Below are 19,251 nucleotides of genomic sequence, written 5' to 3'. Positions count from 1 at the left end.
CGTCGATCCAGTCCCAATCGACCTTGCCGGCAAGCTGAACCAGCTCGTGCTTCATATTGATGATCTGGTCCAGCCTGGCCCGGAACAGATCGCCCGATTCCGTCGTCCTGTGCTTCTTCGGTCGCATCGCCACCTCCGATGCGACGACGGAATCATGACTGGCGATTCGACGGAATCCTGAAAATGAAATTGCAAGGTTCCGATGCCCCAAGCATCAAAACCCTGCAATCGCAAAACAGCCCACAAAGACAAATGCGATTCTAGCTCAATCGCTTAGCCGCTCTTCACGGACGACGAGATAGGCGACGTGGTGCGGCAATCTCAACTGTCATTGCCCGCGAAGGCGGGCAATCCAGCATTCCAGAGGGCGAGGTGCTTGAACCGAGAAACCTCGGCGTACTGGATCACCCGCCTTCGCGGGCGATGACACCCAGTTTGCGGCTGCAGATCGACCAACAAAAAAGCCGGCGCTCATCGCACCGGCTTTTTGATTGATGAGAGCGCACCCCTCAGTTCAGCTTCTGCCTGACTTCGTTGATGCCCTTGGCGAGCAGGTCGTCGGCGACCTGGCCTCTGACCGACTGCGACAGGATCGTGGAAGCGGCCTGGACAGCGGCTTCCGCGGCTGCGGCGCGGACGTCGGCCAGCGCCTGGGCCTCGGCGAGCGCGATCTTGCTCTCCGCGGTCTTGGTCCGGCGGGCGACGAAGTCTTCCATCTTCGCCTTGGCCTCGGTCGCGATGCGCTCGGCTTCGGCCCTGGCGTTGGCGATGATGTCGGCAGCCTCGCGCTCGGCCGTGGCACTGCGCGACTTGTAGTCGGCGAGCACCTTCGCCGCCTCCTGCTTGAGGCGTGCGGCGTCGTCGAGCTCGGCCTTGATGCGTTCGGCGCGATGATCCAGCGCCGTCATCGCCGTCTTGAAGACCCCGAGATAGCCGAACACGACCATCAGGATCACGAAGGCGACGGCGACCCAAAATTCAGGTTCGAAGAACATCTCGACTAACCCTTCAAGGACGCATCGACCGCGGCATTGACCGACGCGGCGTCCGGAACGACCCCGGTGAGCTGTTGCACGATCTGACCTGCCGCATCGGCCGCGATGCCGCGGACGTTGCTCATGGCGGCGGCGCGGGTCGAGGCGATGGTCTTCTCCGCCCCGGCGAGCTTGGCTGCCAATTGTTCTTCCAGCGCCTTGCGCTCGGCGTCCGCCTGCGCATTCGCCTTGTCGCGGGATTCGTTGCCGATTGCCTGCGCCCGCGTGCGCGCCGCAGCGAGCTCGCTTTCATAGGCCTTCAGCGCCGCGTCGGACTGGTCCTTCAGCTTCTGCGCTTCGGCGAGGTCGCCCTCGATCTTGTTCTGACGCGCCTCGATCGCACCGCCGATGCGCGGCAGGGCGAGCTTGGACACGATCACGTAAAGCAGGACGAAGAAGATCGCGAGCGACACCAGCTGTGAAGCAAAGCTGCTGCTCTCGAACGGCGGAAAACCGCCACCGTGGTGACCACCGTCAGCCTCGGTGTGAGCGCCCGCCGCCGGACCTTTCGCGCCGCCATGACTCTCAGCCATGGAGTTCTCCTGTTGCTGTCACACGCGCCGTTCCAAGGACTGGAACGGCGCGAAAAACGTCGTCCTCAGAGCGGAACGAACAGCAGCAGCAGCGCGATCAGCAGCGAGAAGATGCCGAGCGCTTCGGTCACGGCGAAGCCGAAGATCAGGTTGCCGAACTGGCCCTGAGCGGCCGACGGGTTGCGCACGGCTGCGGCGAGGTAGTTGCCGAAGATCACGCCCACGCCGACGCCCGCACCGCCCATGCCGATGCACGCGATGCCCGCGCCGATAAGTTTTGCTGCTGCCGGATCCATTTTAGACTCCTTGGAAGAAAGATGGGGTTGTGGGTGGAAATTCCCCGGACCGCTCAGTGTCCCGGATGAATGGCGTCGTTGAGGTAGATGCAGGTCAGGATCGCGAACACATAGGCCTGGAGGAACGCGACCAGGATTTCCAGCGAGGTCAGCGCGACCGTGAGCGCCAGCGGCAGCACGCCGCCGATCCAGCCTATGGCGCCGAGCGAGAAGCCGAGCATGGCGACGAAGCCCGCGAACACCTTCAGCGCGATGTGGCCGGCCAGCATGTTGGCGAAGAGACGAACGCTGTGGGAGACCGGCCGCAGGAAGAACGACAGGATCTCGATGAACATGACCAGCGGCAGGATGTAGATGGGGACGCCGTGGGGAACGAAGATCTTGAAGAATTTCAGGCCGTTCTTGTAGAGGCCGTAGATCAGGACCGTGAAGAAGACCAGCAGCGCGAGCGCTGCGGTAACGATCAAATGGCTCGACACCGTGAAGGTGTAGGGGATGATGCCGACCAGGTTCGAGACGCAGATGAACATGAACAGCGAGAAGATCAGCGGGAAGAACTTCATGCCTTCCGCGCCGGCCGTCGAACGGATGGTCGAGGCGACGAATTCGTAGGAGATTTCAGCGACCGACTGCAGGCGTCCGGGAACCAGCTGCGTGCCGCTGGCTAGCATCAGGAGCGAGATGATCGCCACCGCCACCAGCATGTAGAGCGACGAATTGGTGAAGGCGATCGTGTGATTGCCGATGTGGCCCAGGGTGAAGAGAGGCTCGATGTTGAACTGGTGGATCGGATCGATTTTCATCGGCGCGGCATCTCTTGGTCTGCCGGGCAATGCCGGCGGGTCTCGGTCTGCCGGCCGGGCCGGCCCGTACCGGCGAAGCCGGCACGATCATTCCTCTCCTGGTGGGATCCGCTACGAATCGCCGCGCCTGTTTTGACCCGCGCCCGCCGTTCTCACCACATTCACCACGCCAGCCACGAAGCCCAGCAGCAGGAACACGATAAATCCGAAAGGCGACGTCGACAGCAAGCGGTCGAACCCCCAGCCAATCCCCGCTCCGACGACGACGCCGGCGATCAACTCCGAGGATAACCGGAAACCAAGCGCCATCGCCGAGGCTCTGGCCGCTCTGTCTCCACCGTCACCTGCGGGTTGCTCGGTCTTGGTCCGGCGGTCGCGAAATTCGGACAACCGCTGATCAAGACTTCCGAGCCGTTCGGAAAGCGCGGCTTCCTCGGGCGATCTATCGCGATCTCCATCCTCGCCGTGTCCCGTGCCCTGTGTCATGCAACGAAGACCCGAAACGCTGCGGCTGAATGGAAATTGCGCCCGTCACCCTCAAAAGCCGCGCGGACCATACTGATGGCCCATAATCAAGTCAAGCCAAGTCACGATTGCGTCGCTTTCGGTTATGTATCTGATTTGTTTGATGATATCGGCGTGCGCGGCAGCGCTGCACACAGCGTGACGCCGCACCGCAGCAGGTCTCCTCACGATCGGCGGACGCGGCTGTCCTTTCGCCTCACGGCCTGGATCAAAGGAGCCACCGCGTTCGTTGATTTCAGAGGCGGGTTTTTGGCGGCGGATTGCCTGACGCGGGTGTAGAATTGCACAAAAGCCGCACCAATGCCGTGGCGGAGAGGGCGATGAGACCAGCGACGTCATCCACAACATCATGGCTTGCGGCGGCCGCCGCGGTGATGGTCGTCAGCGGCGGCCTCGTGGCCGCGCAATCCGCGCCCGACGGCGAAAATGGTCGCTACAGCATGACACCCATCCCCGAGGGCGTGCTGCGGCTCGACACGCGCACCGGCACGGTATCGACCTGCACCAAGAACGGCGCCGGCTGGGCCTGCTACGCGGTGCCCGACGAGCGGACCGCACTCGACGCCGAGATCGGCAGGCTCCAGGCCGAGGTCGAGAGGCTAAAGGGACAGCTCGCGGCGGGGCCGACGGTGTCGGGCAAGGTCGACGAGGCGCTGCCGAAATCCGACCAGTTGAAGAAGGCGGAGCCCAAGGCCGTGGAGGGCGAGCGCAAGATCGAGATCCCGCTGCCGAGCGACCAGGATGTCGATCGTGTGATGTCGTTCCTGGAAAAGGCCTGGCGGCGGCTGATCGACATGGCCAACCGCGTGCAGAAGGACGTGTCGGGCAAGATTTGAGAGTTTGAATGACGCCTGAGAAACAGCTGACGCGTTCGGTGCCATCGACCGTGCAGGCCACGGCCATCGGTACCGCCCTGTTGACGGTGCCGACGCCCGGGCGAACCTTCGTCGATCTCACCGCGGAAGCGGCGAAGTTCATCAAGGACGTTCACGCGCGGGACGGCGCGCTGACGCTGTTCGTCCGCCACACCTCGGCCTCGCTGACCATTCAGGAGAACGCCGATCCCTCCGTGCTGGTCGATCTCACCACGGCACTGTCACGGCTCGCACCGGAGAACGCCGGGTGGACCCATGACACCGAGGGGCCCGACGACATGCCCGCGCACATCAAGACCATGCTGACGGGGACCTCTTGCCAGGTCCCGGTCCTCAACGGGAAGCTCGCGCTCGGCACCTGGCAGGCGATCTATCTGGTCGAGCATCGCAGCCGCCCGCACCGCCGCGAGATCGTGCTGCAATTCATCGGCAGCAATCAGTAAGCGAAGACAAAACCGGCCGCGGAGGCCGCGGCCGGTTCGTGTCGTCGATCGCTGCCAAAGCATGATCCGGAAAAGTACGAAGCGGTTTTCCGGAAAGATCATGCGTAAACAACAACCTGAAGCGCGATGACGATTCATCCAAATCGCATCGCGCTTTAGGATCAGGTCGCCTTGATGTCGACGTCCTTGGTCTCGGGCAGGAAGAAGAAACCGATCACGACGGTGATGGACGCGAAGATGATCGGGTACCAGAGGCCGGCATAGATGTCGCCGGTCGAGGCCACGATGGCGAAGGCGGTCGCCGGCAAGAGGCCGCCGAACCAGCCGTTGCCGATGTGGTAGGGCAGCGACATCGAGGTGTAGCGGATGCGGGTCGGGAACAGTTCGACCAGCATCGCCGCGATCGGGCCGTACACCATGGTGACGAACAGCACCAGGATGAACAGCAGGCCGACGATCGCCGCCACCTGCGGACGGAAGATGTCGAAGGGATGCGACATCTTCACGATGCCGGCGTCACCCGCCTTCGGATAACCGGCCGCCTGCACCGCGGCGAGGACCGCCGGGTTGCCGTCCTTGGCATTGGCGTAGGGCACTTCCTTGCCGTTGACCATCACCTTCACGTCCGAACCGGCCGCACCGGGCGTGGTCGAGTACTTGACCGACGACTGCGACAGGTAGGCGCGTGCGGTGTCGCAAGGCGCGGTGAAGACGCGAGTGCCGACCGGGTTGAACAGGTCGCCGCAGCCCTTGGGATCGGCCACCACCTCGACCTTGACCGTCTCGATGGCCTTTTCCAGCGCCGGGTTGGCGTTGGTGGTGATCATCTTGAAGATCGGGAAGAAGGTCAGCGCCGCGATCAGGCAGCCGCCGAGAATGATCGGCTTGCGGCCGATCTTGTCGGACAGCATGCCGAATACGATGAAGAAGCCGGTGCCGAGCAGCAGCGACCAGGCGATCAGCAGGTTGGCGGTATAGCCGTCGACCTTCAGGATCGATTGCAGGAAGAACAGCGCGTAGAACTGGCCAGTGTACCAGACCACGCCCTGGCCCATCACGCCACCGAGCAGGGCGAGCAGCACGAGCTTGCCGTTCTGCCAGTTGCCGAAGGCTTCCGTCAGCGGCGCCTTCGAACCCTTCCCCTCTTCCTTCATCTTCTGGAAGATCGGCGATTCGTTGAGGCGAAGCCGGATCCAGACCGAGATTCCGAGCAGCAGGACCGACACCAGGAACGGAATGCGCCAGCCCCAGGCCGCGAAGTCCGCTTCGCCGACCGCGGTGCGGGTGAACAGGATCACCAGCAGCGACAGGAACAGGCCGAGCGTCGCGGTGGTCTGGATGAAGGAAGTGTAGTAGCCGCGCTTGCCGTTCGGCGCATGCTCCGCGACGTAGGTCGCAGCGCCGCCGTATTCGCCGCCGAGCGCCAGACCCTGGGCAAGACGCAAGATGATCAGGATGATCGGCGCCGCGATGCCGATGGTCGCGGCGTTGGGCAGCAGGCCGACGATGAAGGTCGACAGACCCATGATCAGGATGGTGACGAGGAAGGTGTATTTGCGGCCGACGATGTCGCCGATGCGGCCGAACACGATGGCGCCGAAGGGGCGGACCAGGAAGCCGGCGGCGAACGCCAGCAACGCGAAGATGTCGCGGGTTGCCGGCGGATAGGCCGAGAAGAACTGGGCGCCGATGATGCTTGCCAGCGAACCGTAGAGATAGAAGTCGTACCACTCGAACACGGTACCGAGCGAGGAGGCGAGAATGACGAAACGTTCGTCCTTCGTCATCCCGGCGCCGGCAGATGGTGCCGATGTTGCAGTTATTGTCGTCATTCCGATTCGCTCCCGCTTGTTTTCTTTTCAAGAACCGATCCGCGCCACGTGGGCGCGCCACCAATCGGGAGCGAGCAATGACATGCCTACCGCATCCGGCCCAATAGTACTTTCGACGCGAATCGGGAGCACCGCGGAGATATCGGACGGGAAATCACGGAGCCGCGAGAGCGAAATACCGTGGGGTCCGCAACCCTCAAACTAAAGTCCAAGGACGGAAAAGCCCATCGCGACAATCCACATCACGACGGACACCAGCGCAGACCAGTATGCGAACACCAGATAGGTCTCTCGCATCACCGCCGAGACTGTTTTTTGTGCATGCGGCTGAGGCGGGCGCCTGTCTTTTGGAAGATACAGCCACATCTCGGTGCGCCGGTGGTCTTTGGTCCGCGCCTCCTCCGCCTTCAGGAGCAGCACCAGTGTCATGAGCAGGCTCAGAAAGCCTCCCGCCTGAAACGCGGAGCGCGGCAGAAACGAAAGGGCGATCATGACGCAGAATATGGCGAGCGAGGCAAATCCGCACGCGCGCAGGACCGTTTCAAAGGCGATGCGGCGCATTTCTTCCATGAGGAGGGGACTCCGTCGCCTGGCTCATTGGGGTCGAGAGGATCGGGATGCGGCCTAGGGTAGTCCCTGCGGGGCCTGCCTTCAATGGTTCCCGCCCGCCGTTCAGAGGCCGATGCTGATGAAATTGCCGGCGGCGGGGAGCGCCAGAATGGCCGTGCCGGCCAGCCAGATCCAAAGCGAGACGCCGTTCGACTCCTGTGCGCCGGTGACGCGTTCGTAGATGGCGGCGGGAATGCCGCCCAGGATGACGGTCGCGGTCGAGACCATCAGCGAGGCGAACATCAGCGTCAGCGACATGCTTCCGAACAGAAGAGGGCCTGCGAGCGGCTGGACATAGAGCAGGGCGAAGATCAGCCAGAGCTGGTTGAAGAGGCCATTGATCATTCCGAAGAAGGCAATACCGATCAGGAAGAAGTTGCGGTTCATGATCCGCCTCCCGCAAGCCGCGGCGCGAGATTGAGCACGAGCAATGTGTAGTGGAGCACGATCCGCAACCAGAACATCCAGACGAAACCGAACAGCCACACGACGGCTGGAGGAACTGCCTTCGGCGTGACGATCGCAATGGCGGTGAGCACCGGATCGGTGAGGCGGCAGAAGAAGCGCCAGATATAGTTCGGCGAGTCGGCGTCGACGAAGAGGCCGAGCAGGAAGCGGCCGAGCATGGTGTACATCAGAGCCGCCAGAACGAAGTTCGGCAGGTGAAAATACCAGTATCTGGCCAACGAGTCGGCAATGTCCAAAATCGGTCCTCCTCCGGGCGTCGCTCTGGAAGCAGTATGGTCCTGCGAGGACGTTCGCTCCGTCCACGCCGTCGGGCATTCTGCGCCAGCCTCCGCACGCAACAATGTCAAGGCAGGCGGTTCGGGGCAAGCGAGCGCTACCGGCCGCAAACAAAAACGGGGCCTCGCAAGGCCCCGTTTGGCGCAATCGATCCGATCCGCTCAGGTCGTTTTCTCTTCGAGCACCGTGCGGCCTCGCGGCTTGCGAATCTCGTCGACATAAGCCTGCATTTCCCGCGACGGCGCCCGTCCCAGCAGGCTCACGATGATGATCACCGCGAAGCCGAAGGGCGCACCCAGCAAGCCGCAGGCGATGTTGCTGAGGTTGAACCACCCCACCTTGTTGGCAAGCGGGTGGGCCAGTGTCGGCCAACTTTCCATCGCGTTGGGCAACGCCATGGCCTTGGCGATGTCGACCAGCGGTGCGCCGGTGGCCGGATTGAGCAACGACGTCATACCGAAGTACTTGACGCCCGCGCCTGGGAAGTAGCGCGTGGTCACGAGGTAGAACAGGCAGAGCCCGAACCCGGCGATGATGCCGCAGACCGCGCCCGTGGACGTCGTGCGCTTCCACCAGACGCCCATCACGAGTGCCGGGAAGTTGCCCGCCATCGCCAGGGAGAATGCCCAGCCGACCATGGCCAGGATATCCCCGGGCTTGGTGGCGGCCGTCGCCGCGGCGACCACCGCGACTATCAGCAGGAGCACGCGCGCGACGATCAGCCGGCGTGCCGTCGGCGCGTTCGGATCGATCATCTTGTAGTAGACGTCATGCGACAATGCGTTGGCGATTGCCAACAGCAGCCCGTCGGCGGTGGACAGAGCCGCAGCCAGGCCGCCGGCCGCGACGAGACCGGAGATGACGTAGGGAAGCCCCGCGATCTCCGGTGTCGAGAGCACGATCACGTCCGTGTTGATGACGAAGTCCTGCAGCCGGACCACGCCGGGGTGACCGGCAACGGCCTTGCACGCGGCAATGACGGCGTCGATGTTGACGGCGTTCTTGCCGCAGATCTGGATCAGCCCGAGTTCGCCCCAGTTGAACAGCCAGGGCCTGATCGCGGACAGATCGCGCCCGATGATGTTCGTGTACACCTCCAGCTTGGAGAACGCTGCGTAGGCAGGCGCCGAGAAGTACAGCAGGAAGATGAACAGCAGTGACCATGCCACGGACTGCCGCGCCTCACGCACCGACGGTGTCGTGAAGTAGCGCATCAGGATGTGCGGCAGCGAGGCCGTGCCGACCATCATGCACAGGATGATCGCAAAGAAGTTCAGCGGACTGTAGTTGATGAAGGGCTGAATGTGCGGCTTGAGGCTTGCTGCCGCCGCCAGTCCGTTGGCGAGCATCTCCTGTTCGCGCGCCGTAATGTCCGCGATCGCATGTCCATAGGTCAGCTGCGGAATCGGTATCCCGTAGATCTTGGTCGACAGGATCACGATCGGAGTCAGGTAGGCTATGATCAGCACGATGTACTGGGCCACCTGCGTCCAGGTCACCGCTCGCATGCCGCCCAGCATCGAGCAGACCAGGATGCCGACCAGTCCTGCGAACACTGCGATTTCGAACTGCATTCCGAGGAAGCGCGAGGCAATGATGCCCGTGCCGTAGATCTGCGCCGTCACATAGGTGAACGAACAGGCGACGAGCACGATCACGCCCAGCGCCCGGGCGAAATTGCCGCCGTAACGGAAGGACAGGAAGTCGGGTACCGTATAGGCGCCGAATTTGCGCAGATAGGGTCCGATCAGGATGGAGACCAGCACGAAGCCGCCGGTCCATCCGAGCACCCAGGCGAGGCCGTCATAGCCAAGCAGGAACAGCGTGCCCGCCATGCCGACGAAGGACGCCGCCGACATCCAGTCGGCACCGGTGGCCATGCCGTTGTAGAACGCTGGCACGCTGCGGCCTGCCACATAGTATTCCGAGACTTGCGCCGTTCGCGACAGAACGCCGATGATCGCGTAGACCGCGAGCGTGAAGAACACGAACAGGTACCCGAGAATCTTGTTCGGCACCCCGATGATCTCGAGGACGGCGAGCAGAAGGACAAACGCGACGAATCCTCCGGTGTAGAAGCCGTAGATCCGCCCAAGGTTGCTGAGAAAGTCGGAACCGCCGGTTGTTGTGGCCTGTTGCGTAGCCATGTTCAACCCTCCTGATCGTCTTCGGCGAAGCCGAATTCACGGTCGATCCTGTCCTGCTGTCTGGCGAACACGAACAGAATGACCACGAAGGCGATCAGCGAACCCTGCGCGGCCATATAGAAGCCGAGCGGGAAGCCAAGGATCGGCAACTTGATGGTGTTGAGCGGAACCACGAACATGTGGATGACGTATCCGAACAAGAACCAGATGCCGAGGTTGATCAGCATCAGGCGCGAGGTCTTGCGCCAGTGGGCTTCTTCTCGTTCTCTGAGATTGTGGGAGTCAGGCATGGGCTGCATTTCCTCTGTCAGCACTCCGGCATGCGAGCCGGAGGAATCGAGGGGTTGCATACCCTTCGTTGCGGCCCCCCCTGCCGCCTTCCAACCGGTCTTTCGCCAATTTGGAATGTCGGAGGCTAACACTGGGAGTGCCGAGGTCTTTCTAATACTTTCGGAGGGAACCGATGCTGCGGATGCGAACGGCGTCGCGGCCGTTGACAATTCGGGCGCGGCGAGCGCGGGATAGCACGGCGATTCCGTCTGGCAGGATCGGACTGCGATGAAGCTGCTGCAGAAATTCTTTCGTCCCCGGCCGCCGATTGGCGACCGCGAGGCGCTTGCCGACTTCATCGACGCACAATCTGCGTTCATCGTGCAAAAGGGCATCTACGAGTATTCGCGTGCCCGTGCCGGCCATTATTCCAAGGTCCTGTTTGCCGAGGAAGGGTTTGCGCTGGCCGTCGAACGTTCGCGCTGGCAGGCTTATCCGCTCGGGCTTGCGATGATCGGCGAGATGGTCGAGGGGGTATTGCGCCCACATGCCGGCATGCAGCGCCGGGCGGTTCTCGACCAGATGATCCTCGTCGTCCTCTCGGTTTTCGACCGCTATCCGGTGCCGCCGTCGATCGGCGAGGATGGCTGGTTTCAGGCCCGGCGCGAGTTGGAGCAGCGGCTCGACCTTGTTGGCGGGCATGCGCCCAAGCGCGTGATGGACATTCCCGAGCCGCTGGCGGAAACCTATTTTGCGATGATGCCGATCCACGAAAAACTGCGCGGACGGGATTTCGAGACGATACGCAATTACCTGCGCGTCAGCCTGTGCAACATCCATGACGAATTGGTCGATCGCATCGATGCGGCCGCGGTGACCAACACGCTGCTGGCGTAGGATCGCCCGGCCTCTGCCAATGCCCGGCTTGCCGGCCGGCATCGCACGGTCCGGGCCTTCCGAGGGAGGACAATGGATACGACGAGTGGTGCTGCCCCGCTTTTGTCGCTCGACGCCGTTGTCATCGATGCCGAAACGACCGGGCTCGATCCGCGCAAGGCGCGGGTGATCGAGCTTGCCGGCGTGCGTCTGTCGGCCGGAAAGCTGGTCGACGGCGGTTCGTTCGTTCAATTGCTGCGGCCGGCCGATCAACCGATCCCCGCCGAGACGACGCGCATTCACGGCATCGATGATGCCACGGTCGCTGAATCGCCGCTGTTCGTGGACGTCTGGCCGCGCTTCGAGGCGTTCCTCGGCCGGGCTGTCGTCATCGGGCACATGATCGGTTTCGATCTGGCGGTCCTGAAGCGCGAATGCGATCTGGCGGGATTGCCATGGTCCCGGCCTCGAACGCTCGACACCAGACTGCTCGCGGAGATCGTTGCGCCGGACCTCGGCGGATACCAGCTGGAGAATCTTGCGGCCTGGCTCGGCATCGAAGCGGCAGGCCGGCATTCCGCTCTCGGCGATGCGGTCACGACGGCACGGATCTTCCTGGCGCTGCTGCCGAGGCTGCGCGAGCATGGCATCCGGACCGTTGTTCAAGCCGAGCGGGTCTGTCGCGCGCTCACCGCCGTGCTCGACGATCAGGTGCGGATGGGCTGGATCGAGGCGGTCGAAGCGACAGCCCGCATCGATGCAGAACAAACGCTGAAGCGGTTCGACGCCTATGCCTATCGCCACCGCAACCGCGACATCATGCGGTGTCCCGCCATTTTCGTCGGTGCGGACGTTTTGGTAGGCGACGCCCTGGCGCGAATGACGAGCGAGAGAATATCGGCTGTGTACGTCGGCGCGCCGGATGCGGCCGCAGACGACGTCAAGGCCGTCGAGGCCGGGATCGTGACCGAGCGCGACGTGCTGCGGGCGATCGCCCGGCTCGGTGCCCCGGCGCTGGAGCTGCCGGTGCACCGGATCATGAGCAGGCCGCTGGCAGCGATTCCCGAGGACGCGCTCGTCTATCGCGCGATTGGCCGGATGAATCGCCTCAAGACCCGTCATCTCGGCGTCGTCGATGAGGCCGGCCGGGTCGTCGGTGCGTTGTCCGCGCGGGACCTGCTGCGTCTGCGGGCAGGAGAGGCCATCTCGCTCGGGGACGAGATCGAGGATGCCGCGGATACGCAGGCATTGGCGCTGGCCTGGGCGAAGCTGCCGCGGGTTGCGGAGGTGCTCCTCGCGGAAGGATTGTCCGGCCGCCAGATCGCGGACGTGATTTCCAGCGAGCTTTGCGCCCTCACCCGTCAGGCCGCTGTGATGGCCGAGCGGCTCATGCGGGAGCGCGGCGAGGGCGACCCCCCAACGCCATACACCCTGGTCGTGCTCGGGTCTGCCGGGCGCGGCGAAAGCCTGCTGGCGATGGATCAGGACAATGCCGTGATCTTCGCGCAAGGCGAACCGGGAGGCGACGAGGATCGCTGGTTTGAGGCGTTCGGGGCGCATGTTGCAGATATTCTGCACGAGGCCGGTGTGCCCTATTGCAAGGGTGGCGTCATGGCGAAAAACCCGCCCTGGCGAGGCTCGGTTGCAACGTGGCAGGACCGCATCGAGCAGTGGGTCTGGCGCTCCAGTCCAAAGGATCTGCTGTCGGTGGATATCTTCTTCGATCTGCGGGCCGTTCATGGCGACGGCAGCCTTGCCGTCTCCGTCAGGCAGGCGGCCTTCGCGGCAGCGGAGGGGCAGGTCGCATTCGCCAAGCTTCTGGTCGAGGGGATCAGCATCCCCGCGAGCCTGAAATTCTTCGGCGGCATCCGCACTGAAGGCGGTCGCATCGACCTCAAGGCGGCCGGGCTGTTCGGCCTGGTCGCTGCAGCGCGTGCGATGGCGATTCGCTATCATGTGATGGACCGGTCGACATCGCAGCGACTCGCAGGTGTAAAGGCCGTGGTTGGCCGCGGTGAGACCGATCTTGATGCGCTCGACGAGGCCCATGGTGTCTTTCTGGAGCTGATCGTGTCGCAGCAGATTGCGGATGTGGCGCAGGGAACGCCGCCCTCCAATGCGGTGTTGGTCAAGCGATTGTCGGCCCGCGACCGCGAACGATTGAGGGCAGCGCTTCAGGCGGTCGCCGTGATCGATGATTTGACCCGAGACCTGCTGTTCAGGGATTGAGGAGACCCGTCAGCGGCTTTTTGCGCTGCAGCATCAACCGGTTCGCGCCTGTGATTAACCGCCTTGCGACTACGGGCGGAAGGTTGCCTTGCAAGACGGGTCCAGTCAGTGAACAATCGTCAATTGCTGCTTGATCAGCAATGAGTTGATATTCTTTCCCGATCTTTCGTCGGCCTGCGGAACAGATGACTGCAACAACCAATGCAAACACCCATCTCGTCATCGCCGATGACCATCCGCTGTTCCGCGACGCGTTGCGGCAGGCGGTGGCAGGTGTCCTCCCGTCGGCCAGGATCGACGAGGCCGGATCCTTCGAGGACCTGACCGGGCTGCTGGAACAGACCTCCGAGGTCGACCTGATTCTGCTCGACCTCTCGATGCCCGGGATCTCCGGCTTTTCCGGCCTGATCTATCTGCGCGCGCAATACCCGGCGATTCCGGTCGTGATCGTTTCGGCGTCCGACGACAGCGCCACGATCCGCCGCTCGCTCGATTTCGGGGCCTCCGGCTTCATTCCAAAGCGTTTCGGCGTCGAGACGTTGCGTGACGCCATCCTCAAGGTGATGGAAGGCGACGTCTGGGTTCCCGCGGACACCGACCTGTCCGCAGCCAGCGACCCCGACATGACGCGCCTGCGCGACCGCCTGGTAACGCTGACGCCGCAGCAGGTCCGGGTCCTGATGATGCTGTCGGAGGGACTTCTCAACAAGCAGATCGCCTACGAGCTCGGCGTGTCCGAGGCCACGATCAAGGCGCATGTCTCGGCCATCCTGCAAAAGCTCGGCGTCGAGAGCCGCACCCAGGCCGTGATTGCCGCGTCAAAGATCGCCGGCGGCCAGTGGAACCAGGGCACGCCGACGGGGTGAGGCCGCTACAGTGTGGTCAAAAGCACGTTGGCCGCTCTGATATCCGCCGTTTCGGAGTCCTCGGCAAAGCCCTCGAGGGACGATTGGAGCAATCGCCTCGCATCCTCGCGCTGCCCGCGTTCGGCAAATAGTCCGGCAAGATCGATCGCGGCGCGCAGCTCCCAGGCTGTGGCGCCTTGGCGGCGGCTCAAACCCAGGGATTGCATCAGGTAGACCTCTGCTTGCTCAGCCCTGGGCTGCGGCAGCGACAGCAGGACCTTGCCCTTCATTCGCAACAGCTCGGGCATGTAGAGATGATCGCCGCTCTGCTCGACGAGCCGGATCGCGTCGTCGATCAGGCCCGCGCTCTGCTCGAACTGTCCAAGCGCCAACGAACCCTGAACCAGCGCGATGTTGAAGGTCGTGGTGAGCAATTCGTAGCCGGCCTCGTGGAGCTCGCGCAGGCAAGCCCTGATCGTCTCGACGCCATGCGCGGCGTCTCCCCGCCGGATCGCCAGCTCGCCTTTCACGCCGCGGCCGACCACGAGATAGGGACCCATCGACCGAGATTCGGCATGGGCGATGAACTGGTCGATGCTCTCTTCCGCGCCGTCGAGATCGCCGCCCCAGAGCGAGATCGAGACCGCCCAGATCAGCGCGATACAGAGCGTGATCGGGTGCTCCATCTGCGCGGCCTCGGTGACGGTCTGTTGCGCCAGTTGCAGCGCGTCCGCGGGCCGACCCTGCAACCAGAATTCACGCGCCAGCGTGATGCCGGCCCGGTTGCGATGATCGAAGCCGTGAATCGTGCTGATTCGTTCCGTGCCCGGCGCTTGCCAGGCGACTTCCAGCATCTTCATCGCGTCGCGATGCTGGCCGGCCAGGTGGAGCGAGACTCCGAGGAGCGAATGGGCGAGGGCGGTCGAACCGGGATCGCCAAGCGAGCTCGCGACCGCAAGGCTCTGCTGCGCATAGCCAAGCGCGGTGTCGAACTGTCCCATCCGTTCGTGGAAGATATGCATGCGGCCGAGCAGCTGGAGCTGGTTCGGCGTGTCGCCGCGCGCCTCGGCGATCGCAAGACTCCTGCTCAAAGCCAAGCGCGCCGCCTCGCTACCGCCGCGCGTGAACATCAGCGTCAGTCCGAGGGCGGCCTGGATGTGCATTTCCTCGGCGCCGCCGCGCGAGGAGGGAGCAATCGCAAGCAGCGCCCGTTCCGACCAGCGCCGGCATTCGATCAAGAGGGACATCGCGAGGAAGATCGGCGCTGCCGCGGCGGCGAGCGCAATGGCGGTGTTGGCGTCGCCCCCCGTGCCAAAACACCAGTCCAGCGCGGCACGCACGTTGTGAAGCGCGGAGAAGTGGATCGCCCGTTCGTCCGCATTCGGTGTCGCCGTCCATGTGCTGCCGGCCTGTTCCAGCCATCGCCGGTAGTAGCTCGCGTGGCGGGCGGCGAGCGCGGCGTCGTTCGGCTCGATCTCGAGCAGATAGGCGCGCGTGGTATCGAGCAGACGGTAGCGCATCATCGCGCCGATCGGCCGCGGTGCGACCATCGATTTGGCGACGAGACTGTCGATCGCATCGAACAAGTGGGAGCGGTCGGCGCGCTCATCCGGCACGACCTCAAGGACCGCGTCGATGGTGAAGTGACCTGCGAAGACCGCCAGCCTTCGCAGCACGAGGCGCTCGATGTCGGACAGGAGCCCGTAGCTCCAGTCCAAGGTCGCCCGCAACGTCTTCTGTCGCGGTGGCGCAGTGCGTTGGCCCTGCCAAAGCAGATTGAGACGCTCGTCGAGCAGCGCGGCGGTCTGCTCCAGGCCGTAAGCTTCGACACGGCCGGCGGCGAGCTCGATCGCCAGAGCCATGCCGTCGAGCTTGCGACAGATCCGCGCGATGATCGCGGCGTTGGCATCGTCGAGCACGATCTGCGCGCCGCCGGCCGTGGCACGTTCGAGGAAGAGCTGAAGTGCGGGGTAGGTCTGCGCCGCGGCGACTGTCAGACCGGAGCCGTCGGGCGGAACCGCGAGCGGTGCCAGCCGATAGACCTGCTCGCCCTCGACGCGCAGGGCTTCGCGGCTGGTGGCGAGGATATGGACATCCGGCGCAGCGTGGAAGATCTCCGAGGCAAGCGGTGCCGCCGCGGCGATGACATGCTCGCAATTGTCGAGGATCAGCAGTATGCGCTTGTCCCTGACATGCGCGAGCAGCGCGGGCAGGGGATCGTCGGTCTCGGCCGGCAAGCCAAGCATCAGCAGGATCGAGGTGATCACGAGATCGGGATCGCTGAGTGCGGCAAGGTCCACGAAGTGAGCGGCATCGGAGAATGTCTCGAGCAGGTCGTGGGCGATCGCCACTGCGACGGCGGTCTTGCCGACGCCGCCCGGGCCGGCGATCGTGACGAAGCGCGAGGTGAGGAGCTTGTCGGAGATCGCGACGATCGCCTCGTTGCGTCCGACCATCCGTTGCAGCCGGTTCGGCAGCTTGACCGGCGGCAATTCCATCCGCGGTGCGGAGCGCCGTGCTGCCGGAAGGCTCGCCTGCGAGATCGGCGCCACGAAGCAATAGCCGCGGCCTGAGAGCGTGGTGATGTATCGCGCGCCGTCCTTGCCGTCGCCGAGCGCCTTGCGCAGGGCCGCGATGTGAAAGCGCAGGCTGGCTTCTTCGACGGTCAGGCCAGGCCACACCAGCGCCATCAGATCCCACTTGCTGACGACCTCGTTCGGCCGCGACATCAGCGCGATCAGCATATCGAAGGCTTTTGCGCCGAGCGGCAGCGTAACGCCGTCCCGCGTTACGAGCCGTTGATGCGGCGTCACGATGAATGGTCCGAACGACAATGTCCCCGTCGTGGTGCCGGCCGGCTCGGTCATGACGAAATCCTGGTCCTCTCGAACGGACCGGATAGCCAGATGATGGCGATCCGGCAAGTGGGCCGCTGCATCGACACCAGACCACGCATGCAAGCCTTGTGAGGCGCGCACATGGCGACCTCACAATTTCTCACAAGTCCAAACGGGCGTCCTGCGGTCACCGCTGCTAGTCAGTTGCGCGACGGCAAGGAGACATTCATGACGCAAGCGGCAAAAGCACTCTACACGGCCAAGACCCACACCAGTGGCGGCCGACACGACGGCATATCGCGCAGTTCCGACGGCCGCCTCGACGTCAAGCTCTCGCCGCCGGGTGGCGCAGGCATCGGCACCAATCCCGAGCAATTGTTCGCAGCCGGCTGGTCGGCCTGCTTCCAAGGCGCGATGGAAATGGCAGCCCGCAAGCGGAAAATCGTGCTTCCCAGGAAAAGTGCGATCGATGCGGAAATCGATCTTCTTCTCGATGATGGCACTTATGCCCTCCGGGCGCGCCTCAATGTCAGCCTGCCGGGTCTCGATCGCGAGACCGCACAGGGCATCGTCGCTGAAGCGCATCAAACCTGCCCCTACTCCAAGGCCGTCCGCGGCAACATCGACGTCACGGTCGCGCTGGTCTGACGCAGCATCATCAACCACCAGGAGGTCGCAACGCCATGAAGCAGATCATCGATGAGCACCGCCGCCAGTTTCTCGGCATCGCCACAGGAGCCGTCGCCGTCGGCCTCGGCGTGATCGATCTCGCACGCGCCGAGACGGAACCGCTACGATCCTCCGCGTCGAATGCGTCCTTCGGGGCGATCAAGCAGATCGACGCCGGCGTTCTCAACGTCGGTTATGCGGAGGTGGGGCCCTCGAACGGTCCCGTCGCGATCCTGCTGCACGGCTGGCCCTACGACATTCACGCCTTCGTCGATGTCGCGCCGATCCTGGCGAAGGCCGGCTATCGCGTGATCATTCCCTATCTGCGCGGCTACGGCACGACGCATTTCCTCTCCAGTGAGACGCCGCGCAACGGCGAGCCTGCGGCAATGGCCGCCGACATCATCGCTCTGATGGACAAGCTCGACATCAAGAAGGCCGTCGTCGCCGGCTTCGACTGGGGTGCGCGGACCGCCGACATCATCGCCGCGCTGTGGCCGGACCGCTGCCGCGCGCTGGTGTCGGTCAGCGGCTATCTGATCTCCAGCCAGGCTGCCGGCAACGCGCCGTTGCCGCCGCAGGCGGAGCTGCAATGGTGGTACCAGTTCTACTTCGCGACCGAACGCGGCCGCGCCGGATACGAGAAGTACACGCACGATTTCGCCAAGCTGATCTGGAAGCTCGCCTCGCCGCAGTGGAAGTTCGACGACGCCACCTTCAATCGCAGCGCGGCGGCCCTCGACAACAAGGATCACGTCGCGATCACGATCCACAATTACCGCTGGCGGCTCGGACTCGCCGAGGGCGAAGCGAAATACGAGCATCTCGAAAAGAAGCTGGCCGCAGCCCCTCAGATCGATGTGCCGACGATCACGATGGAAGGCGACGCCAACGGCGCGCCGCATCCCGATCCGAGCGCCTATGCCAGCAAATTCTCGGGCCGTTACGAGTTTCGCCTGATCACCGGCGGCATTGGCCATAATCTGCCGCAGGAAGCACCGCAAGCCTTTGCCAAGGCCGTCATCGACGCCGATGGCGCCTGAGCATCTGTCAGCACCTCGGTCCAGCCCGGCTGGATCGAGGATCGCCCCGTTGATCCCAGCTTGAAGAACGTCATGCCGCCAACCGAACCTGAAAAGAAGAAGTCCTTCTACGCCACGATGATCGTGCTGACGGTGGTCCTGCTTGTCGTGCTCCTGACCTGCGTGCCGTATCTCGTCACGATCGCCTCCGCAGAGGGGCCGGCAGAACGCAGCGCGGCGGATGCTTCGCCGATCTTCGGCGTCACGATTCCGCAAGGCTACAAGCAGTGGGAGCTGGTCGCGCCGGCCGAGGAGGCGGCGCCACTCGACGAGCTTCGCGCTGTGGTCGGCAACCAGACCGCAATCGACGCCTATCAAGCCGGGACACTCCCGTTCCCGGACGGCACCATTCTGGTCAAGCGCGCCTGGAAGCGGAAGCAATCGCCGGAGTTCGCGTCCGCAACCATTCCCGGCGCCGCCACCACGGTCCAGGTGATGGTCAAGGATTCCAAGAAATACGCTGCCACCGGCGGCTGGGGTTTCGGCCGCTTCATCAACGGCAGGCCGGTGGACGAGGCCCAGCATCGCACCTGCTTCGCCTGCCACGAGGCCCGCGCCAGGAGCCGCGATTACGTCTTCACGCGCCTGGCGCCCTGAGGTCA

The 19,251-nt window shown here is 63.9% G+C and carries 21 protein-coding genes and 1 pseudogene; 10 read left to right on the top strand and 12 right to left on the bottom strand.

The annotated features are described in order from the left end of the window. Positions 1-509: 509 nt before the first annotated feature. The 5 genes from H1B27_RS34500 to H1B27_RS34480 form a co-directional block, all read right to left on the bottom strand. Positions 510-995, bottom strand: a complete 486-nt coding sequence (locus tag H1B27_RS34500) for a F0F1 ATP synthase subunit B family protein (RefSeq protein ID WP_061882483.1) — start codon at positions 993-995, stop codon at positions 510-512. A gap of 5 nt (positions 996-1,000) precedes the next feature. Then, positions 1,001-1,567 carry a F0F1 ATP synthase subunit B gene (locus H1B27_RS34495; RefSeq protein ID WP_061882482.1) on the bottom strand — a complete coding sequence of 189 codons (567 nt, stop codon included), beginning with the start codon at positions 1,565-1,567 and terminating at the stop codon, positions 1,001-1,003. Positions 1,568-1,632: 65 nt separating this feature from the next. Next, complete coding sequence (locus tag H1B27_RS34490) at positions 1,633-1,863, bottom strand: F0F1 ATP synthase subunit C (RefSeq protein ID WP_007599451.1); 231 nt, start codon at positions 1,861-1,863, stop codon at positions 1,633-1,635. A gap of 53 nt (positions 1,864-1,916) precedes the next feature. Next, positions 1,917-2,666: a F0F1 ATP synthase subunit A gene (locus tag H1B27_RS34485; protein ID WP_061882481.1), complete on the bottom strand. Its 750-nt coding sequence runs from the start codon at positions 2,664-2,666 to the stop codon at positions 1,917-1,919. A gap of 111 nt (positions 2,667-2,777) precedes the next feature. After that, entirely contained in the window at positions 2,778-3,152 is a 375-nt protein-coding gene (locus H1B27_RS34480) for an AtpZ/AtpI family protein (RefSeq protein ID WP_061882480.1), read from the bottom strand. A 75-nt stretch (positions 3,153-3,227) separates the two neighbouring features. On the opposite strand from H1B27_RS34480, the gene H1B27_RS34475 reads away from it, so the two are divergent. The 3 genes from H1B27_RS34475 to H1B27_RS34465 are packed head-to-tail and all read left to right on the top strand — an operon-like array spanning position 3,228 to position 4,509. Continuing rightward, positions 3,228-3,470, top strand: coding sequence for a hypothetical protein (locus tag H1B27_RS34475; RefSeq protein ID WP_197488799.1), 243 nt, complete (start codon positions 3,228-3,230; stop codon positions 3,468-3,470). A gap of 41 nt (positions 3,471-3,511) precedes the next feature. After that, positions 3,512-4,027, top strand: coding sequence for a hypothetical protein (locus tag H1B27_RS34470; RefSeq protein ID WP_061882700.1), 516 nt, complete (start codon positions 3,512-3,514; stop codon positions 4,025-4,027). An 8-nt stretch (positions 4,028-4,035) separates the two neighbouring features. Further along, entirely contained in the window at positions 4,036-4,509 is a 474-nt protein-coding gene (locus H1B27_RS34465; RefSeq protein ID WP_061882479.1) for a secondary thiamine-phosphate synthase enzyme YjbQ, read from the top strand. A 161-nt stretch (positions 4,510-4,670) separates the two neighbouring features. Here H1B27_RS34465 and H1B27_RS34460 read toward each other — a convergent pair whose 3' ends face one another. The 6 genes from H1B27_RS34460 to H1B27_RS34435 form a co-directional block, all read right to left on the bottom strand. Continuing rightward, the gene (locus H1B27_RS34460; RefSeq protein ID WP_376709019.1) at positions 4,671-6,296 is read right to left on the bottom strand and encodes an MFS transporter; all 1,626 of its coding nucleotides are present in this window, start codon (positions 6,294-6,296) and stop codon (positions 4,671-4,673) included. A 246-nt stretch (positions 6,297-6,542) separates the two neighbouring features. Then, entirely contained in the window at positions 6,543-6,911 is a 369-nt protein-coding gene (locus H1B27_RS34455) for a hypothetical protein (RefSeq protein ID WP_061882477.1), read from the bottom strand. Between the two features lie 102 nt (positions 6,912-7,013). Further along, positions 7,014-7,337 carry a hypothetical protein gene (locus H1B27_RS34450; RefSeq protein ID WP_061882476.1) on the bottom strand — a complete coding sequence of 108 codons (324 nt, stop codon included), beginning with the start codon at positions 7,335-7,337 and terminating at the stop codon, positions 7,014-7,016. Further along, the gene (locus H1B27_RS34445; protein WP_061882475.1) at positions 7,334-7,654 is read right to left on the bottom strand and encodes a YggT family protein; all 321 of its coding nucleotides are present in this window, start codon (positions 7,652-7,654) and stop codon (positions 7,334-7,336) included. Before H1B27_RS34445 ends, H1B27_RS34450 begins: the two co-directional genes overlap by 4 nt. Positions 7,655-7,855: 201 nt before the next feature. Then, entirely contained in the window at positions 7,856-9,841 is a 1,986-nt protein-coding gene (locus tag H1B27_RS34440; protein WP_061882474.1) for a sodium:solute symporter family protein, read from the bottom strand. A gap of 2 nt (positions 9,842-9,843) precedes the next feature. Beyond that, entirely contained in the window at positions 9,844-10,131 is a 288-nt protein-coding gene (locus tag H1B27_RS34435) for a DUF4212 domain-containing protein (protein ID WP_061882699.1), read from the bottom strand. Positions 10,132-10,399: 268 nt separating this feature from the next. On the opposite strand from H1B27_RS34435, the gene H1B27_RS41310 reads away from it, so the two are divergent. The 4 genes and pseudogenes from H1B27_RS41310 (at position 10,400) to H1B27_RS34420 (ending at position 14,082) form a co-directional block, all read left to right on the top strand. Beyond that, complete coding sequence (locus H1B27_RS41310) at positions 10,400-11,008, top strand: hypothetical protein (protein WP_197969092.1); 609 nt, start codon at positions 10,400-10,402, stop codon at positions 11,006-11,008. A 72-nt stretch (positions 11,009-11,080) separates the two neighbouring features. Then, positions 11,081-11,542: pseudogene (locus tag H1B27_RS41305) on the top strand (3'-5' exonuclease); the annotation flags it as partial. A 162-nt stretch (positions 11,543-11,704) separates the two neighbouring features. Beyond that, complete coding sequence (locus H1B27_RS34425) at positions 11,705-13,216, top strand: DUF294 nucleotidyltransferase-like domain-containing protein (RefSeq protein ID WP_246515893.1); 1,512 nt, start codon at positions 11,705-11,707, stop codon at positions 13,214-13,216. Between the two features lie 185 nt (positions 13,217-13,401). Then, positions 13,402-14,082, top strand: a complete 681-nt coding sequence (locus H1B27_RS34420; protein ID WP_061882471.1) for a response regulator transcription factor — start codon at positions 13,402-13,404, stop codon at positions 14,080-14,082. Positions 14,083-14,087: 5 nt separating this feature from the next. On the opposite strand, the gene H1B27_RS34415 is transcribed toward H1B27_RS34420, so the two are convergent. Then, positions 14,088-16,928, bottom strand: coding sequence for an ATP-binding protein (locus tag H1B27_RS34415; protein ID WP_197969090.1), 2,841 nt, complete (start codon positions 16,926-16,928; stop codon positions 14,088-14,090). A gap of 198 nt (positions 16,929-17,126) precedes the next feature. On the opposite strand from H1B27_RS34415, the gene H1B27_RS34410 reads away from it, so the two are divergent. The 3 genes from H1B27_RS34410 (at position 17,127) to H1B27_RS34400 (ending at position 19,246) form a co-directional block, all read left to right on the top strand. Continuing rightward, positions 17,127-17,546, top strand: a complete 420-nt coding sequence (locus H1B27_RS34410) for an organic hydroperoxide resistance protein (RefSeq protein WP_061882698.1) — start codon at positions 17,127-17,129, stop codon at positions 17,544-17,546. A gap of 35 nt (positions 17,547-17,581) precedes the next feature. Beyond that, positions 17,582-18,610 carry an alpha/beta fold hydrolase gene (locus H1B27_RS34405; protein WP_061882469.1) on the top strand — a complete coding sequence of 343 codons (1,029 nt, stop codon included), beginning with the start codon at positions 17,582-17,584 and terminating at the stop codon, positions 18,608-18,610. Between the two features lie 72 nt (positions 18,611-18,682). Beyond that, positions 18,683-19,246, top strand: a complete 564-nt coding sequence (locus tag H1B27_RS34400; RefSeq protein ID WP_156505421.1) for a cytochrome P460 family protein — start codon at positions 18,683-18,685, stop codon at positions 19,244-19,246. The last annotated feature ends 5 nt before the right edge of the window (positions 19,247-19,251 follow it).

Source organism: Bradyrhizobium diversitatis (assembly GCF_016031635.1).
Lineage (GTDB): Bacteria > Pseudomonadota > Alphaproteobacteria > Rhizobiales > Xanthobacteraceae > Bradyrhizobium > Bradyrhizobium diversitatis.
The sequence above is the reverse complement of the archived record's forward strand: the minus strand, read 5'-3'. Positions and strand labels throughout refer to the sequence as shown.

Excerpts from the sequence above, each read along its gene's own strand:
- H1B27_RS34500 (WP_061882483.1), bottom strand. The coding sequence starts at position 995 with ATGTTCTTCGAACCTGAATTTTGGGTCGCCGTCGCCTTCGTGATCCTG.
- H1B27_RS34495 (WP_061882482.1), bottom strand. The coding sequence starts at position 1,567 with ATGGCTGAGAGTCATGGCGGCGCGAAAGGTCCGGCGGCGGGCGCTCAC.
- H1B27_RS34490 (WP_007599451.1), bottom strand. The coding sequence starts at position 1,863 with ATGGATCCGGCAGCAGCAAAACTTATCGGCGCGGGCATCGCGTGCATC.
- H1B27_RS34485 (WP_061882481.1), bottom strand. The coding sequence starts at position 2,666 with ATGAAAATCGATCCGATCCACCAGTTCAACATCGAGCCTCTCTTCACC.
- H1B27_RS34480 (WP_061882480.1), bottom strand. The coding sequence starts at position 3,152 with ATGACACAGGGCACGGGACACGGCGAGGATGGAGATCGCGATAGATCG.
- H1B27_RS34475 (WP_197488799.1), top strand. The coding sequence starts at position 3,228 with ATGGCCCATAATCAAGTCAAGCCAAGTCACGATTGCGTCGCTTTCGGT.
- H1B27_RS34470 (WP_061882700.1), top strand. The coding sequence starts at position 3,512 with ATGAGACCAGCGACGTCATCCACAACATCATGGCTTGCGGCGGCCGCC.
- H1B27_RS34465 (WP_061882479.1), top strand. The coding sequence starts at position 4,036 with ATGACGCCTGAGAAACAGCTGACGCGTTCGGTGCCATCGACCGTGCAG.
- H1B27_RS34460 (WP_376709019.1), bottom strand. The coding sequence starts at position 6,296 with ATGACGAAGGACGAACGTTTCGTCATTCTCGCCTCCTCGCTCGGTACC.
- H1B27_RS34455 (WP_061882477.1), bottom strand. The coding sequence starts at position 6,911 with ATGGAAGAAATGCGCCGCATCGCCTTTGAAACGGTCCTGCGCGCGTGC.
- H1B27_RS34450 (WP_061882476.1), bottom strand. The coding sequence starts at position 7,337 with ATGAACCGCAACTTCTTCCTGATCGGTATTGCCTTCTTCGGAATGATC.
- H1B27_RS34440 (WP_061882474.1), bottom strand. The coding sequence starts at position 9,841 with ATGGCTACGCAACAGGCCACAACAACCGGCGGTTCCGACTTTCTCAGC.
- H1B27_RS34435 (WP_061882699.1), bottom strand. The coding sequence starts at position 10,131 with ATGCCTGACTCCCACAATCTCAGAGAACGAGAAGAAGCCCACTGGCGC.
- H1B27_RS41310 (WP_197969092.1), top strand. The coding sequence starts at position 10,400 with ATGAAGCTGCTGCAGAAATTCTTTCGTCCCCGGCCGCCGATTGGCGAC.
- H1B27_RS34425 (WP_246515893.1), top strand. The coding sequence starts at position 11,705 with ATGGGCTGGATCGAGGCGGTCGAAGCGACAGCCCGCATCGATGCAGAA.
- H1B27_RS34420 (WP_061882471.1), top strand. The coding sequence starts at position 13,402 with ATGACTGCAACAACCAATGCAAACACCCATCTCGTCATCGCCGATGAC.
- H1B27_RS34415 (WP_197969090.1), bottom strand. The coding sequence starts at position 16,928 with ATGACCGAGCCGGCCGGCACCACGACGGGGACATTGTCGTTCGGACCA.
- H1B27_RS34410 (WP_061882698.1), top strand. The coding sequence starts at position 17,127 with ATGACGCAAGCGGCAAAAGCACTCTACACGGCCAAGACCCACACCAGT.
- H1B27_RS34405 (WP_061882469.1), top strand. The coding sequence starts at position 17,582 with ATGAAGCAGATCATCGATGAGCACCGCCGCCAGTTTCTCGGCATCGCC.
- H1B27_RS34400 (WP_156505421.1), top strand. The coding sequence starts at position 18,683 with ATGCCGCCAACCGAACCTGAAAAGAAGAAGTCCTTCTACGCCACGATG.